Source organism: Chryseobacterium sp. SNU WT5, assembly GCF_007362475.1.
In the GTDB taxonomy this organism is placed as follows: Bacteria; Bacteroidota; Bacteroidia; order Flavobacteriales; family Weeksellaceae; genus Kaistella.
Window position 1 is genome coordinate 1,460,776 of sequence record NZ_CP041687.1, and the last position, 15,791, is coordinate 1,476,566.

Here is a 15,791-nt window from a genome sequence, read left to right on the forward strand (position 1 = left end):
GGGCTAAATTAATGTTTACATTTTTCTTACTAACAATTCCGACAGCATAGTTGTTAGTAAGTTTTTGTACTAATTTTTAAAGATTAGTTGGTTAGTTGCCGTTTGCGGAATATTATTTGTATTCCTTTCTGCTTATAATTGATCCTGATTATTATGAGCGAATTATTACAGTTATTTAAAAACACAAGATCGCATTCTGTAGCGCTCTGCGAACCTCTCGAAATAGAAGACTATATTCCGCAACCAGTCGACTTTGCCAGTCCTCCAAAATGGCATCTCAGCCATTCTACTTGGTTTTTTGAGGAAATGATTTTAAAAAAATTTGTTGCTGATTATAAAGTATTTAATCCTCACTATTCATTTTTATTCAACAGCTACTATCAAACGGTCGGCGAAAGAGCAATTAGAACCGAACGTGGAACAATCACCAGACCTACAGTCGACGAAGTGTACTCATATCGAAAATATGTTGACAGCCAGATTGATAAATTACTGCAAAATCCTATCAGCGAAGATTTAGAAGAACTCCTAATTTTGGGAATTAATCATGAGCAGCAGCATCAGGAACTTTTAATTACCGATTTAAAACATACTTTTTCTTACAATCCAAGATATCCCGTTTATAAAGAAAACTTCAATCTCACCGCTCAGAAAAACGATGCAGATTGTTGGTTAGAAATTTCGGAAGGCATTTACCAAATTGGGTTTGAGGGTGAAGGTTTTCATTTCGACAATGAGAAAGGACGACACAAAGTTTTTTTACATGATTTTGAAATTTCCAAATCCTTAGTTACCAATGCAGAATTCCTAGAATTTATGGAAGCTGGCGGATATGAAAATTTTAAATACTGGTTAGATGAAGGCTGGAATTGGGTGAATGAAAACCAAATTAAGTCACCCCTTTATTGGACAAAAATTGAAGACACTTGGAATTCCTTTACGTTAGAAGGTTTGAAGCCTGTTGAGCCAGATCATATTCTAACCCACATTTCTTTCTACGAAGCTCAAGCATTCGCAACCTGGAAAGGTTTAAGATTACCCACAGAGTTTGAGTGGGAAGCCGCCGCAGATCAATTGAACTGGGGAAAAAGATGGGAGTGGACTTATTCTGCCTATCTTCCTTATCCACAATTTCAGATTGCTGAAGGAGCAGTCGGCGAATATAATGGGAAGTTCATGGTGAGCCAAATGGTTTTGCGTGGTGCTTCTACGGCAACTCCAAAAGGTCATCAGAGAAAAACCTATAGAAACTTTTTCCATCCAAAACACAGATGGCAAATAACCGGCATAAGATTAGCAAAATGACGAAAAACGATGCTTTTTTAAAGGATGTAAATGATGGTTTGAGTCAAAATCCCAAATATATCTCTTCTCATTATTTTTACGACAAAGCAGGTGACGAGCTTTTTCAAAAAATTATGGAAATGCCAGAATACTATCTCACTAATTCTGAATTGGAGATTTTTAAGGAGCAAAGTATGGAAATTATTGAGTCTTTTAACATTGATAAAAACCAAAAGTTCGAGCTGATTGAATTAGGTTCTGGGGATGGAAAAAAGACGCAACATTTGTTACGTGCACTACTTTCTCAAAACTATCAATTCAAATATATACCAGTGGATATTTCGACGAATAGTCTGGAAGTTATCACTAAAAACCTAGAAAATCATTTTCCAACTATAAATATAGAGCCACAACAAGGCGACTATTTTCAAGTTTTAGACCGACTTTTTACGTCTAATCATCCAAAGATCATTCTTTTTATAGGCTCAAATCTCGGCAACATGGAAGATGAAGTTGCAAAAAGATTCTTGAGTAAAATTTCCCAAAATTTAAAAACCAATGAGAAGCTTCTTCTTGGTTTAGACTTAATAAAATCAAAGGAAGTCGTTCTCCCAGCATATAACGATCCGGCTGGCATTACGAGTAGCTTTAATTTGAACTTATTAAAAAGAATTAACACCGAGCTCGGTGCAGACTTTGATTTAGAAAATTTTGAACATGCTCCAGAATATACAGAGGAAGAAGGAATTGCAAAAAGCTTTTTAAAAAGTAGGAAAAGACAGAGTGTTTATATCAAAGATCTTGATCAGTCTTTTGAATTTAGAGAAAACGAACGTATTCATACAGAAGTCTCACGAAAGTACGATGATGAAGTTTTAAAGAAACTACTTCTTAAATCCGACTTGGAGATATCGGAGAAATTTTTAGATTCTAAAAATTATTTTGCAGATTATATTTTAACCAAAAGATGATGAATCAAATCATTTCCAGAGGAATTTTAGGTTTGGGGCAGCAGTCAAACGCGTACTATCTAGACCAGATTCAAAAGCGATATGAAGAGCGGAACGAAATGTTTGCTACCTGTCCGCTGTTGATGTATCAAATTGATTTTCAAGAAATAAACTTGTTTCTTCCCAATCAATTTTCAATTTTAATTCCTAGAATAAAACATTACTTAGATCAAGTTTCAAAATTAGGGATTACCAAGCTTTTAGTTCCAAATATTACATTGCATGAAACATTAGATCAAATTACTTTTGAACTTGAAATTTGTCATCCGGTACTTTTAACTATACAATATTTAAAGGAAAATAATATTAAGAAGGTATTCCTTTTTGGAACAAACTATACCATGAATTCTGATTATATCAAACAACGATTTTCAGAAAAAGAGATTCTCGTTGAGTCGCCAACAGAAGCCGATCAAGAATGGATTGATCGTTTCAGAAAATCAGTTTACGCTAGAGAGGTGACGCTAATTCAAGTATACTTTTACCAGGAAATGTTAAAAAAGTATGGCGGTACACTGCCGGTCGTTATAGCCTGTACTGAGCTCTCTATCTACGCATTGAAAAATGTTTCTTTCTGTATCGACATGGCAGACTTACAAATCGAGAAATTTCTCAAATAATGATTTATTGCAGAATTTTTAGCATAATAGTTGAGGAAATTATTCTAAGATTTCACGTAACTTCTGTAGATGTTCGTGCGCAGTTAAGTCGAATTTAACAGGCACAATAGAGACAAACCCTTCTGAGAGTGCTGTTTCATCTGCATCAGGGCTAGTATCCATATTATTGAAATAGCCTGTTAGCCAATAATATTTTTTGCCGTGTGGATTAATTCTTTCGTCAAAATTTTCTTCCCATTTAGCATTGGCCTGTCGGCACACTTTTATCCCTTTTATTTCTTCTTTTAAAAGTTTCGGAATATTGACATTCAGAACAATGCCTTTTGGTAAAGGGTTCTCTAACACTTTATGAACGATATTTTGAATATGCTCCTTCGCTTGGGTAAAGTCGGCATCCCACGAAAAATCGAGCAATGAAAATCCAATTGACTGTAATCCTTCAACTCCTGCTTCTACGGCAGCGCTCATTGTCCCTGAATAAATTACATTGATGGAAGAATTTGCACCATGATTAATTCCTGATACAACCAGGTCTGGTTTCCTGGTTAAAATTTTATTTAATGCAAATTTTACACAGTCTACAGGAGTTCCACTCAGAGAGAAATCTTTTTGTGGCCCCTCTAAACTTATTTCTTCGAATGTAAGGGTAGAGTCAATAGTGATTGCGTGCCCTTTTCCGGACTGTGGTGAATTGGGAGCAACTACGACAACCTCGCCTATTTCATTCATAAATTCTACAAGATGACGAATCCCTGGTGCAGTTATCCCATCGTCATTGGTTACTAATATCAGTGGCCTTTGCATATACTTTTTAGGTTTTCAACAAATTTAATTAAAAAATAGTGTCGAAATATAAATAAGGTATTAATTTTGATACTTTGAAAAACCTTGTAACAAAAACGGGAAATCTTTAACATATCATCTATATACAATACCTCAATGTTTAAAAACTTTAGACTCAATACATTACTTCTATTTATTCCGCTAACGAGTTTGGTATTCTGCTTCAACTCACCAAAGAACGACGACGATAAAATGTCGACAATAATGGTTAGCGTAAAAAACACCCTAAGTTACCTGCATTATTCTCCAAAACCTATTAATGATGCGTATTCACAGGAAGTTTACAATCATTATTTCGAAATGGTAGATGCTTCGAAACGCTATTTTCTACAATCAGATATGGCAGAATTTGCTCAGCATAAAACGAAATTAGACGATTATCTTAACCAAGGCGATCTCACGTTTTATAAATTGACAATCGACCGACTTTATCAACGGGTAGAAGAAATCGATAAGATTACCCAAGACATCTTGAATAAACCAATCAACCTCGATGAGGATGAAACGCTTGTTTTGGAACCAAAGGTCAAAAAAAATGCTGCCAATAAGGCGGAGCTGGCTACAGAATGGAAAAAGTACATCAAATATAATATTCTGCAGGAAATGGAATCGCTAACTGCTAGAGAAGAAGCGCAGAAAGAGAAAAAGGATTCGGTACAGAAATTCAATTTAAAAGACACCATAAAATTAGAAATTCTTAGTCCGGAAGCGAAAAGAATAAAAGCGACCCAAGAGGTGAAAGACTTGGTTACAGATACTTTCCGAAGATTCAAGAAACGGAACAAAATGGACTGGTTTACCGTGTACATGAATGCATACACCGAAGTTTTTGATCCCCACACCAATTACTTTTCTCCTAAAAATAAAGAGGATTTTGACACTCAGTTTAAAGGGAAAGTTATTGGAATTGGAGCGTTGATCCAAGAAAAAAAAGGATATCTCTCTTTAGGGGAATTAACGATCGGTGCGCCAGCCTGGAAATCAAAGCAACTTACGGCAGGAGATAAAATTCTTAAAGTAAGATCTAAACCGAATGAAGATGCAGTAAATGTTGTTGGAATGTTGGTAGATGAAGCGGTACGCTTAATTAGAGGCGAGAAAGGGACTAAGGTCACCCTAACAGTTGAGAAAAAAGATAAGACGATTAAGGAGGTAACGATGATTCGGGAGGAAGTTGCCATAGAGGACACTTTTGCTCGAAGTATAATTATTAACTCATCAGCAGGTAAGAAGATAGGATTTATCAATTTACCGAGCTTTAACGCCGATTTTGAAGATGCAAAAGGTAGAAATGCGTCAGACGATATTAAGAATGAGATCATTAAGCTTAAAGCTCAAAACGTAGAAGGGATCGTGCTCGATCTTCGAAATAATGGTGGTGGAAGTTTAACTGAGGTTGGCGACATCATGGGATTATTTATGAATGCTGGACCTTATGTGCAGGTGAAAGATGGTAATGGCAAAATTCAAACATTAAAAAACAAAGTAACGGCTCCATTATGGACTGGTCCTTTGGTAATTATGCAAAATGAACTGTCGGCTTCTGCCTCGGAGATTTTAGCAGGAGCAATGCAGGATTATGGCCGTGGAGTAATTATTGGTTCACCACAATCTTTCGGAAAAGGAACGGTTCAAACCTTTGTGGATCTTAATCGATTTTTGAATACAACTGATGATTTCGGATCATTAAAATTAACCATTCAGAAATTTTACAGAATTTCCGGAGAATCTAACCAAAGAAAAGGGATTGTATCGGATATACAAATGAAAGACTTTTTCACGTACTCCGAGATTGGGGAGCGTTATGATGATTATGCATTGGCTTGGGATAAAATTCCCGCCGCAGAATACCAAAAAGTTAATTACTTTTCTGTTCCAGATCTGCAAAAAGGAATTGAAGCAAGATTATTAAATAACAAAACGTACCAGTTGATACAGGAATCTGCACAATGGAAAGAAAATTTAGATAAAGAGGAAACAATTTCCCTGAATCAAACGAAGTTTAATGAAGTTATGCAAACCAGAAAAGCGCAGATCAAGAAATTTAAGAGTTTGCAAAAATTCAATAATGGTTTAAAATTTACATTGAATCCTGATGAAGCTTTACGTGAGAAAAAAGATGAGGCTTTCACCAAGAAAACAGAGAACTGGACGAAAAATCTTCAGCGTGATCTATATCTTCAGGAAGCCATAAATGTAATTTCTGAAATGAAGTAAATTCTTCATATACGTTAAAAAGCAACCACTGATCTTTTCGGTGGTTGCTTTTTTTTGCAGTTCAGTCGACTAAATTCACCTTTCGGTCGAAATTAATTTTATTTACCTTTAATCGACCATACATTTGTATCAATAATTAAAGCATGAATAAGAAAAGTTTAATAACAATCTCTTGGATTACCTTTTTTTTGGGAACCATCATATTTGTATTCTTCACCAACGAGAAAACGGTGCAGAACTATTTCTTTAATATTTTTATTTCTGGACTTTATTCTTTCACGATTGCGATTGGAAATGGCGTGGTGAACGATTATTTAAATAAAAAGTATTCTTGGGTAGATGACACTCGAAAAAGAACAATTTTAGGAATTATAAGCACGCTATTAGTAAATGTTATTTTAGTTTTCTTTTGCAATTATGTAAATTTTATCCTCTTCCAGAAAAATGATGTTGCTGATTTTTTTTCAGGATGGATGGCGATTTCTAATTGGATATCCGTTAATATTGCTTTACTTATATCTGCTGTTTTACATGCAAAAGGATTTATTGAAGCGTGGAAAAGCTCTACCAAACAAGAAGTCGTACAGCAGAAATTAATTGCCAAGTCTGCCAACGCACAATTTGAAAGTTTAAAAAACCAGCTTGATCCACATTTTCTTTTCAATTCATTAAACGTGCTTAGTTCCCTGATCGATGAGAATCCAGAACAAGCGCAGCGTTTCACCGCTTCTATGTCGAAAATTTATCGTTATGTACTGGAACAAAAGGATAAAGAGCTAGTCACGGTAGAAGAAGAAATAACCTTTGCCAAAACCTATTGTGATCTACTAAAAACACGATTTGAAGATAGCGTTAGTTTTGAATTTGACGTTAATGAAAAAGATCTGAAATTTTATGTTGTTCCTCTCTCACTACAATTGCTTTTAGAGAATTGCATCAAACATAATTTTGCTACATCTGCCAGACCTTTACATATCAAAATTTATTCTTCTTCAGGTAATTTGCTTATTGAGAATAATTTACAGCAAAGAGAGCAACTTAACGAAAGCGCTGGTATTGGACTGTCGAATATCGTACAACGCTATGCTCTATTAACGAAACAAAATGTTTTCATTGAAAAATCAGCGAGTTTTTTCAAAGTGAAAATCCCATTATTAACCGAAAAAATAACCGCAATGACTACCCATCCTTCATCCGAGTCCATGGCTTACGAAAGAGCTGCTAAAAGAGTAAAAGAAATCAAAGGATTCTACAGTAATTTGATTTCGTACGGTATGGTAATTCCCTTTCTGATCTTCATTAATTTACGTACTTCACCGGAATATCATTGGTTTTGGTGGCCTATTTTCGGTTGGGGAATTGGACTTGGCGGTCATGCCTTACAGGTTTTTGGTATCAGCAGATCTTGGGAAGAGAATCAAATTCAGAAAATTCTAAAAAAAGAACAATATAAAAACTAAAAAATTATGGAAAATTTAAACAAAAATGACATTCGATACATCGAAGCTGCAAAAAGAGTGAAAAGAATCAAAGGCTTTTACATTCACGCAATTGTATACTTTTTAGTCAATTTGTTCATCATTGCCCAAAGTGTTCAAGCTGGAGAATCCCTGTCAAATTTAAATATTTACTGGACTGCTATTTTGTGGGGAGTTGCATTAACAGGACACGGATTAAGTGTTTTCTTACCAAATTTTATATTAGGTAAAAATTGGGAAGAAGAAAAAATTCGTGATTTAATGAATAAAAATAAGTAGTTTTATATGACTTCTTTAAATAATTTATTTTGAATTTCATTAAAACAGTCATCATTGAAGATGAAAAACCCGCAGCACGAAAATTAGAACGCTTATTAAGCTCGTTTCCTGATATACAATTGGTTGCAACGTTGCATTCGGTGGAAGAGGGAGTGGAATGGTTTGCAAATAATCCTCACCCAAATCTTATTCTTTCTGATATTGTGTTAGGTGATGGAGTATCCTTTGATATTTTTGAGAAAGTGCCGACAAAAAGTTTCATGATCTACACCACCGCTTTTGATCAATATACTTTGAAAGCTTTTAAACTCAATTCTATTGATTATTTGCTGAAGCCGATCATGCTGGAGGATTTGGAAAGTGCTATTGAAAAATATAAGAATTTTCTACCATCCGATACTTTAAATATTTCAGACGTTAAATCTTTAATGAAAGAGGAGAAGCAAAAGTTATCGAGAATCCTGGTTAAAATAGGGTACAATTTAAAGATTGTCCAAACTGACGATGTATCGTGCTTTTATAGTGAAAATAAGATCGTTTATCTACAAACGCAAGAACGTAATTACCCGACTGATTTTACTTTAGATGAGCTTCAGGAAGTTTTAGATGATAAGAAATTTTTTCGCGTCAATCGTCAGTTCATCATTAACTCTAATTTTATTAAAAACATTCATACTTCGCCTTATTATAAAGTGGAAATGCAGATTCAGCCCGACGAAGAAATTACGGTGAGTCGCGATCGTGTCAAGGATTTTAAAGATTGGTTATCTTGTTAAAAATTAGAATATCATGAACTGGATTTTAATTTTAGAAGTTATTTACGTCCTTTTTATTATTGGAGTTTTGCTGCGTATTATTTACGATACTCAAACCTTAACCAAAACTTTAGCCTATTTGCTTTTGGTTATTTTTCTACCTCTAATTGGGGTTTTCATTTACTTTTCGTTCGGAATTAACTACCGTAAAAATAAGCTTTACAGCAAGAAAATAATCGAAGATCATCAACTTGAAGAGCGGCTTCTAGCAAAATTAGATCTATACAATACTCATAATCTCGAACTTTCTGAAGTTAAAGCTGATTTTGCTGGTTTAGCAAAAATGATTTATCAAACTGACCGAAGTCCACTGACGACCAATAATTCGGTACAATTGCTCATTAATGGTGAAGAGAAATTTCCAGAAGTTTTACAAGAGCTCAGCAAAGCCAAACACCATATCCATCTTGAATATTATATTTATGACGATGAGGTCGAGCGATAGGAAAGATATTAATTGAAAAAGCTAAAAATGGAGTCGAAGTTCGTTTTATCTATGATGCTTTCGGAAGTTCGTCCATTCGGAAAACTTTGGTTAAAAGACTTCGCGCCAATGGGGTAAAAGCTTTTCCTTTTTATGAAATTAAATTAATCAAACTCGCCAATAGACTCAATTACAGAGATCACCGTGAAATCATTGTCATTGATGGACAGGTTTCATTTGTAGGCGGAATTAATGTCAGCGATAAATACAGCAATGCTTCAAAAAATAATAAATTATTTTGGCGGGACACGCTTTTGAAAATTGAAGGCGACGCGACTGCCATGTTGCAGCATATTTTTATCGGAGATTGGAATTATTGCTCCCAAGAAAAATTAACGATTAACGAAGCTTATTTTCCGGTTTTCAACCAGAATCTGAATGAAAATAATACAACAGTCCAAATTGTTTCCAGTGGACCGGATTCTGATCGACCTTCTATTTATTACTCGATTATTAAATGCATTCAATCTGCAAAATCCGAGGTGCTTTTAACTTCCCCTTATTTTATTCCAGGTGAAACGATAATCGATGCAATGAAAATGGCAGCTTTATCTGGAGTGAAAGTCAGACTTTTAGTTCCAGGTATTTCGGATTCGTTCTTGGTTAATGCTGCTGCAAAATCTTATTACAAGGAACTTTTGGAAGCTGGCGTAGAAATTTATTTGTATCAAAAAGGATTTGTACATGCAAAAACGATGGTTGCTGATCGTGAGGTAGCCATCGTAGGAACTGCTAATTTAGATTATCGAAGTTTTGAACTTAATTTTGAAGTTAATGCTGTTGTATATGATAAAGAAGTCGCAGAAAATCTAGCTTCGAATTTTGAAAATGATATTAAAGATGCAGAGCAAATTAAAATTGGAGGGTGGCAAAACCGTCCGAAACATGTGCAATTAATTGAAAAAATTGTCCGGCTGATGTCACCGATGTTGTAAAGTGTTAAATTCAATCTGATTTTTCACCTATTTTAATAAAAAAATTCTGAAACGATTTTAATATTTCGTTTTATCTTCTTTCTCAGTCCATTTTTTAAAAGGTTCTAAAGCAATATCTCTATCCATTTGTTCAAAAGGAATACTTCTCTTTTCATAGGGTAATTCTATTTCCTTATAAATAAAAGCGTCATCAAAATCAATAGCTGCCGCATCTTCCTGACTACAACCGTAATATACTTTATCTGGTCTTGCCCAATAAATAGCACCGAAACACATAGGACACGGTTCACAGGAAGTGTAAATTTCGCAACCTTCTAACTGAAAAGAATTTAGATTTTTGCAGGCATCACGAATAGCGATTACTTCGGCATGAGCTGTCGGATCACAAGTGGAAGTTACTTTGTTATGGCCACGTCCCACAATTTTTCCGTCTTTAACAATCACACAACCAAATGGTCCTCCGTCGTTGTTTTGTATTCCTTTAAGCGCTTCTAAAACCGCTTCCGACATAAACTTGTTTTTAATTTCTGTGTTCATATTATCCGATTAAGAGAGCGTATTATTTAATGAATTATCAATAATATGCAGTACTAAATTGCGTCTCTGCATATGTCCAAATATACGAAGGTTATTAATTTGAAGATTATTATTGATACAATTTTTAACCAGGAAAATTTAAAGAAATAAAAATACCCTTCGGCATTATCGAAAGGTATTTTTAATTTCATGAAAATTGATTTTATAATTTTTCTGGAATCATTTCTTCTTCCTCAGCTTCGTAGAGATAACGTTCCTTAGTATCATCCAGCTCATCCATCCATTCAGTGTGGTGAACGGCTGCCATTGTTCCCGTCACAACACTTTGGTAAGTTTTGTCCCGGTAAGTTAGAATATCTTCTTCTTTATCGCCCAACCATTCTTTAAACATCACCGCAACTTTATCTACATTAAAGTTCGGATAATTTGAAATGGAAAGTAAATCTTTTATATAATCAGTCTGGAAATCGACATGCTCAAAACTTGTTTCCAGTTGGTCATTTCTTTCCACCCAATGGTCAATGTCAATTCGTCGTTCTGCGATTTTTGGTAATTTTAAACGGTCGATCATGAAATCACGTGCCACCCAAGCCTGCGCATCAAACATATTGAAGGTATAGTACTGATCTTGCATTCCCAAGTAAATGAGTTGTGGAAGTTCGTTAAAGAAAATTCCTTTATACAAATGATCTGGATACAGGTTGTTTTTAGTTTTCAGTCGAAGTTCGTCAGGTAAAAAAGGAAATTTGTGTTGATATCCCGTACACATAATTACGGCGTCAAATTTTTCGGTTGTTCCGTCTTTAAAGAATGCCGTGTCACCTTCGAAGTGCGTAACCAAAGGCAATTCTTTCATTCCTTCTGGCCATTCGATGCCAATAGGATTGCTTCTATAACTTAAAGTTACCGAGGCAGCACCGTGTTTATAACATTGAATTCCAATATCTTCTGCAGAATAACTGCTTCCAATCAATAGAATATTTCGGTCTTTAAATTGATCAGCACCACGGAAGTCATGCGCATGCATGACCGTTCCTGGGAAGTTCTCAATCCCTTTGAAATAAGGCATGTTTGGTGTAGAGAAATGCCCAGATGCCACAACCAAATAATCAAACTCTTCAGAATAGGTCTTGTCAATTTTCAAATCATCCAATATAACTGTGAATTTTTGTGTTTCTTCATCAAAACTCACCCAACGTACTGTCGTGTCAAAACGGATATATTCCCTAGCATTGCTTTTTTTAATCCGACCTTGAATATAATCGAAAAGCACTGGTCTTGGCGGATAAGAAGAAATCGGCTTTTTGAAATGTTCATCAAAAGAATAGTCAGAAAATTCTAAACATTCTTTTGGCCCGTTGGACCACAGGTATTTATACATGCTTCCGTGATGAGGTTCGCCATATTTCCCAACGCCTGTTCTCCAAGAGTATTTCCACATTCCGCCCCAATTGTCCTGTTTTTCAAAACAGATGATTTCTGGAACTGCGAAACCTTCATTTTGTAAGGCTTCAAATGCACGGATTTGCGCTAAACCACTTGGTCCAGCACCTATAATACCTACGCGTTTGTCCTTCATAAAGTCTTTATTATTCATGTATTTTTTTTAATAATGAGATAGCTCTTACTTCCTTGTGAAGTAAGGCCATTAATAAGTTAGCTAATAAAAAAAATCTGCGGAATGCAGAGAGAATAGATTGAAACTCTAATTTGGTGAAAAAGGATATGACCCTTTAATTAAACACCAATAAGATTTTTATGATTTAGCAATAATGCTAATATAAGAAATTTTTTGCGGATTTCCTAATTTTAAGACTTGTTACACTCGTAGCAAACTGCGAAATCCTCTTCCGCTATAATAGGATTCTGCACCATTGTGATAAATAAAAATATGATTAAAGCGACGATCGCCGAAAATTGCGCCTCCTAATTCCCTTATTTCTGGCGGTGTTAGAAGCCAACTTGATGTTTTGCTGTCAAAGATTCCTAATTTCTGAAGTGTACGATATTGTTCTTCATTCAGTAGGGTAGTACCCATTCTGTTAGCCATATTTACCGCGCTGTCTTTAGGTTTATGCTCTTTTCTTGATGCTAAAGCTTCGTGGTCATAACAAACGCTTCGGCGAGCTTTCGGACTTTCAGCAGCACAGTCACAATAGAGAAATTCTTTGGTAGTTTTATCGTAACCAATGACATCCGGTTCGCCATCGGTTTCTTCCATTTCGTTCACTGACCATAGTTTGGTGGGGTTTCCTTCCAGTTTTTTTTGAACATCTTCCCATTTTAAATCTGGATGACGCTCCTTATTATTCACAAAACGTTTCTCTAAAATGACAAGAAGCTCTTCTGTTCTTTCTTTGGATAGTTCTGTATTTCTCATATTTAAACAATTAGGAATTTCAAGAAAGGTGTTTTAGTTAAAAAATGGTTTTTTTTAATAAAACTAAATTACAAAGGTTTTATTCATCATCAAAAAAAAGAGATTAAATTACTACTGAATCATTTGATGGGTGCTACATTGCGCGAAATAGAAGTTTGTAATTCATTGATCTATATTCTTGAAAATGATATCAGAGTGTTTATTGAATTTAAAAGTATTCACCCTATAAATATCCTCGCTTAGCTACTCTTTTCTCCAGTTCCTCCACCAAAATTTCTTTATCTTTTTCTGTAAGAAAACCTGTAAGATAAGTGAGTTTCAAAAGATTCATATTATTGTATAGCTCGAGAGATATGGTTATTTTACGATCAATAAAGGTTTTTTCCATCTTTACGTTTTTAATATTGTCCAGAGAAATTCTTTCTGTAGATGTTGTTTTACAATAAAATTCTGTATAAATGAATTCAGAAGGAGTCAAAGTGCAGATCGGTTTATTATTTTTCAGATTTTTTATAAGTTTCCATGCAAATATCGCGGTTAGCGTGATCGGCAGAATTGACAACCCTACGAGAATTATTATTTTGGAGGAGGTTAAGTCATGTATAAAATCTGATAAGAATAGGAATGTGACGATGAATGAAAGGATAAACAACAATCCGAATACAAAAGCAATTACTACAACGCTTCTCGGAGAATGATAAAATTTAATTTCCTGCATTTCAACTTAGATAAGTTTTAGAAAATGCCTTAAGCGATTACCCCACTTCCCAACAATTCTTCACCATCATACCAAGCAGCAAACTGTCCTTCTGCGATAGCAGATTGTGGGTTTTCAAATTCGATGAATAATCCTTCCTCAAACTGGTAAAGCGTCGCTTCCTCTAAAGTCTGGCGATAGCGGATTCTGGCTTTTATCTTCATCGTTTCGCCGTTTTGCAAACGCAGATCTTCACGAACCCAATGAACTTCTGAATTTTCTATTTTTAAAGCACTGCGGAAAAGCCCTGGGAAATCTCTTCCTTCGCCCACGAAAACGATATTTTTTTCAATATCTCTAGAAATTAAAAAACAAGATTCTTTATGTCCGCCAATTCCTAATCCTTTACTTTGACCGACGGTAAAATAATGTGCACCTTGATGTTTGCCGATTACTTTTCCATCCGATTTTTTGTAATTGAGTTTTTTAGATAGAAACTGTAATTCTTCTAATTTTGAAGAAAACTGAGGGGTTTCTTGATGAAAACCACTGAAGTCTTTAAAAATTTCTACAATTTCGCCTTCTTTTGGTTCCAGTTGTTGTTGCAGAAAAGTGGGTAAACTCACTTTCCCGATGAAACATAAACCTTGGGAATCTTTTTTATCTGCGGTCACCAAATTCATTTCCCGAGCGATTTCCCGAACTTCAGGTTTTGTTAATGCTCCAATCGGAAACAAAGATTTCGACAGCTGATCTTGATTCAACTGACATAGGAAATACGACTGATCTTTATTATTATCTGCTCCTGCCAGAAGATGAAAGATCTCTTTCCCATTTTCATCAAAAGTAGAGTTCACCTGTGCGTAATGTCCTGTTGCAACTTTCTCAGCACCAAGTGATAAAGCTGTTTTCATGAACACGTCGAACTTTACTTCACGGTTACACAAAACATCAGGATTTGGCGTTCTACCTTTTTTATATTCGTGGAACATGTAGTCCACGATTTTCTCCTTATACAATTCACTCATATCGATGACCTGATACGGAATTCCCAACTTCTGAGCGACCATCAAAGCGTCATTACTGTCCTCGATCCAGGGGCATTCATCTTCCAAAGTAACCGACGCATCATTCCAGTTTCGCATAAAAAGTGCCACCACTTCATGACCTTGTTTCTGCAACAAATATGCTGCAACACTGGAATCTACACCACCGGAAAGTCCTACTACAATTTTCATATATTCATTTTATAAAGTCTTTAAAGGAGACTCTTTATTGAGGGCGCAAATTTACGACAATAATTATAGATTTGCTTAGGAGCAACAAGAGCCCAAATCTATCGAAGAGTGGTCCCGCTTTCCATTATACTTTTCTGACCGAGAAGCAGTTCTTTCGCTTTTTTACTAAAACACAGAATGCAGCTTCCATATCTCAAAGAAGGAGATTATTGGTATTAACCCCACAACAAGAAAAATTAACTAGATAGCAAGTTTATGTTGTAAAAATTTTAAATTCAAAAAAAGGCTTAATTTTGATGGTAAAATAAAGACCATGAGAAAAATACTTCTTTTTAGTGTGCTGATTTCGAGCTTCACATTAAATGCACAGATCGGAACTGCCACCAGTATTGGTAGCGGAAATTCGAAGTGGACTTTTGGTGGGTCTGCTGGGATTGGTGGAACCTTCGGTAGTGGTAATTCTGGAACTTCAATTTCTATTTCGCCAAGGGTTGGTTACCAATTAACGGATGATTTGAAAGGTGGTGTAGCTGGCAATTTCGGCTGGACGAATTCTAAATATTATTCTTCTTCAACGGTGGGTTTTGGTCCTTTCGTTAATTATTATATTGCCCGAAATTTCTACTTAAGTGGAATGTTTCAGGAATATTTCTTCAACCAGAAAGAGAAATTAACCCAGTTCAAGTACTCTGGAAATGAAGCAGCACTATACTTTGGTGGGGGATATATGCAAAGAATCGGGAGCAATACTTATATGCAGATCGGCGCCATGTATAATGTACTATATAATAAAGATGAATCGGTTTTTGGTAGTGGATTTATACCGAGTGTCGGCGTAGTTTTCGGACTTTAATTATAAATCTGAAAAATAATGGTCCTTAGCGGTTACTTAGTCATTAACAGGAGATGAAGTCCATAGATTTATATTAAAAGAGCCCTGAATATATAATACTCAGGGCTCTAACTATAAATAA

At 35.2% G+C, this 15,791-nt stretch carries 17 protein-coding genes; 11 read left to right on the plus strand and 6 right to left on the minus strand.

Annotated elements, in window-relative coordinates:
- Window positions 1-153: 153 nt before the first annotated feature.
- The 3 genes from egtB to FNJ88_RS07005 are packed head-to-tail and all read left to right on the plus strand — an operon-like array spanning window position 154 to window position 2,914.
- Entirely contained in the window at window positions 154-1,305 is a 1,152-nt protein-coding gene (gene egtB / locus FNJ88_RS06995) for an ergothioneine biosynthesis protein EgtB (protein WP_143852499.1), read from the plus strand.
- Window positions 1,302-2,255, plus strand: coding sequence for an L-histidine N(alpha)-methyltransferase (gene egtD / locus FNJ88_RS07000; RefSeq protein WP_228414585.1), 954 nt, complete (start codon window positions 1,302-1,304; stop codon window positions 2,253-2,255). Before egtB ends, egtD begins: the two co-directional genes overlap by 4 nt.
- Window positions 2,252-2,914: an aspartate/glutamate racemase family protein gene (locus tag FNJ88_RS07005; protein ID WP_143852501.1), complete on the plus strand. Its 663-nt coding sequence runs from the start codon at window positions 2,252-2,254 to the stop codon at window positions 2,912-2,914. The genes egtD and FNJ88_RS07005 overlap by 4 nt, the downstream gene beginning before the upstream one ends.
- A gap of 39 nt (window positions 2,915-2,953) precedes the next feature.
- Here the strand turns inward: FNJ88_RS07005 and surE are convergent, their stop codons facing one another.
- Window positions 2,954-3,718, minus strand: coding sequence for a 5'/3'-nucleotidase SurE (gene surE / locus FNJ88_RS07010; protein WP_143852502.1), 765 nt, complete (start codon window positions 3,716-3,718; stop codon window positions 2,954-2,956).
- 135 nt (window positions 3,719-3,853) lie between these two features.
- On the opposite strand from surE, the gene FNJ88_RS07015 reads away from it, so the two are divergent.
- The 6 genes from FNJ88_RS07015 to cls all read left to right on the plus strand — a co-directional run bounded on the left by FNJ88_RS07015 (window position 3,854) and on the right by cls (window position 9,965).
- A complete protein-coding gene (locus FNJ88_RS07015) occupies window positions 3,854-5,974 on the plus strand; it encodes a carboxy terminal-processing peptidase (protein WP_143852503.1) in 2,121 nt (706 codons plus the stop codon).
- Between the two features lie 143 nt (window positions 5,975-6,117).
- Window positions 6,118-7,434, plus strand: coding sequence for a 2TM domain-containing protein (locus FNJ88_RS07020; protein WP_143852504.1), 1,317 nt, complete (start codon window positions 6,118-6,120; stop codon window positions 7,432-7,434).
- A gap of 6 nt (window positions 7,435-7,440) precedes the next feature.
- Entirely contained in the window at window positions 7,441-7,731 is a 291-nt protein-coding gene (locus FNJ88_RS07025) for a 2TM domain-containing protein (protein ID WP_143852505.1), read from the plus strand.
- A 38-nt stretch (window positions 7,732-7,769) separates the two neighbouring features.
- Window positions 7,770-8,507, plus strand: a complete 738-nt coding sequence (locus FNJ88_RS07030) for a LytR/AlgR family response regulator transcription factor (RefSeq protein WP_143853882.1) — start codon at window positions 7,770-7,772, stop codon at window positions 8,505-8,507.
- A gap of 13 nt (window positions 8,508-8,520) precedes the next feature.
- Window positions 8,521-8,991 carry a PLDc N-terminal domain-containing protein gene (locus FNJ88_RS14555; RefSeq protein ID WP_317132181.1) on the plus strand — a complete coding sequence of 157 codons (471 nt, stop codon included), beginning with the start codon at window positions 8,521-8,523 and terminating at the stop codon, window positions 8,989-8,991.
- A 47-nt stretch (window positions 8,992-9,038) separates the two neighbouring features.
- Window positions 9,039-9,965: a cardiolipin synthase gene (cls, locus tag FNJ88_RS14560; protein WP_317132183.1), complete on the plus strand. Its 927-nt coding sequence runs from the start codon at window positions 9,039-9,041 to the stop codon at window positions 9,963-9,965.
- Window positions 9,966-10,022: 57 nt separating this feature from the next.
- On the opposite strand, the gene FNJ88_RS07040 is transcribed toward cls, so the two are convergent.
- The 4 genes from FNJ88_RS07040 to FNJ88_RS14300 form a co-directional block, all read right to left on the minus strand.
- Window positions 10,023-10,502 (minus strand): nucleoside deaminase, encoded by a 480-nt coding sequence (locus tag FNJ88_RS07040; RefSeq protein ID WP_143852506.1) that lies wholly within the window; start codon window positions 10,500-10,502, stop codon window positions 10,023-10,025.
- 202 nt (window positions 10,503-10,704) lie between these two features.
- Complete coding sequence (locus FNJ88_RS07045) at window positions 10,705-12,081, minus strand: flavin-containing monooxygenase (RefSeq protein ID WP_143853883.1); 1,377 nt, start codon at window positions 12,079-12,081, stop codon at window positions 10,705-10,707.
- Window positions 12,082-12,321: 240 nt separating this feature from the next.
- Complete coding sequence (locus tag FNJ88_RS07050) at window positions 12,322-12,882, minus strand: DUF4256 domain-containing protein (RefSeq protein ID WP_143852507.1); 561 nt, start codon at window positions 12,880-12,882, stop codon at window positions 12,322-12,324.
- 223 nt (window positions 12,883-13,105) lie between these two features.
- Window positions 13,106-13,270 carry a hypothetical protein gene (locus tag FNJ88_RS14300; RefSeq protein WP_185145871.1) on the minus strand — a complete coding sequence of 55 codons (165 nt, stop codon included), beginning with the start codon at window positions 13,268-13,270 and terminating at the stop codon, window positions 13,106-13,108.
- 70 nt (window positions 13,271-13,340) lie between these two features.
- On the opposite strand from FNJ88_RS14300, the gene FNJ88_RS07055 reads away from it, so the two are divergent.
- Window positions 13,341-13,580: a hypothetical protein gene (locus FNJ88_RS07055; RefSeq protein WP_143852508.1), complete on the plus strand. Its 240-nt coding sequence runs from the start codon at window positions 13,341-13,343 to the stop codon at window positions 13,578-13,580.
- 49 nt (window positions 13,581-13,629) lie between these two features.
- Here the strand turns inward: FNJ88_RS07055 and mnmA are convergent, their stop codons facing one another.
- Window positions 13,630-14,817 carry a tRNA 2-thiouridine(34) synthase MnmA gene (gene mnmA, locus FNJ88_RS07060; protein WP_143852509.1) on the minus strand — a complete coding sequence of 396 codons (1,188 nt, stop codon included), beginning with the start codon at window positions 14,815-14,817 and terminating at the stop codon, window positions 13,630-13,632.
- A 313-nt stretch (window positions 14,818-15,130) separates the two neighbouring features.
- Here mnmA and FNJ88_RS07065 point away from each other — a divergent pair, with 313 nt between their 5' ends.
- A complete protein-coding gene (locus FNJ88_RS07065; protein ID WP_143852510.1) occupies window positions 15,131-15,670 on the plus strand; it encodes a hypothetical protein in 540 nt (179 codons plus the stop codon).
- Window positions 15,671-15,791 lie beyond the last annotated feature (121 nt).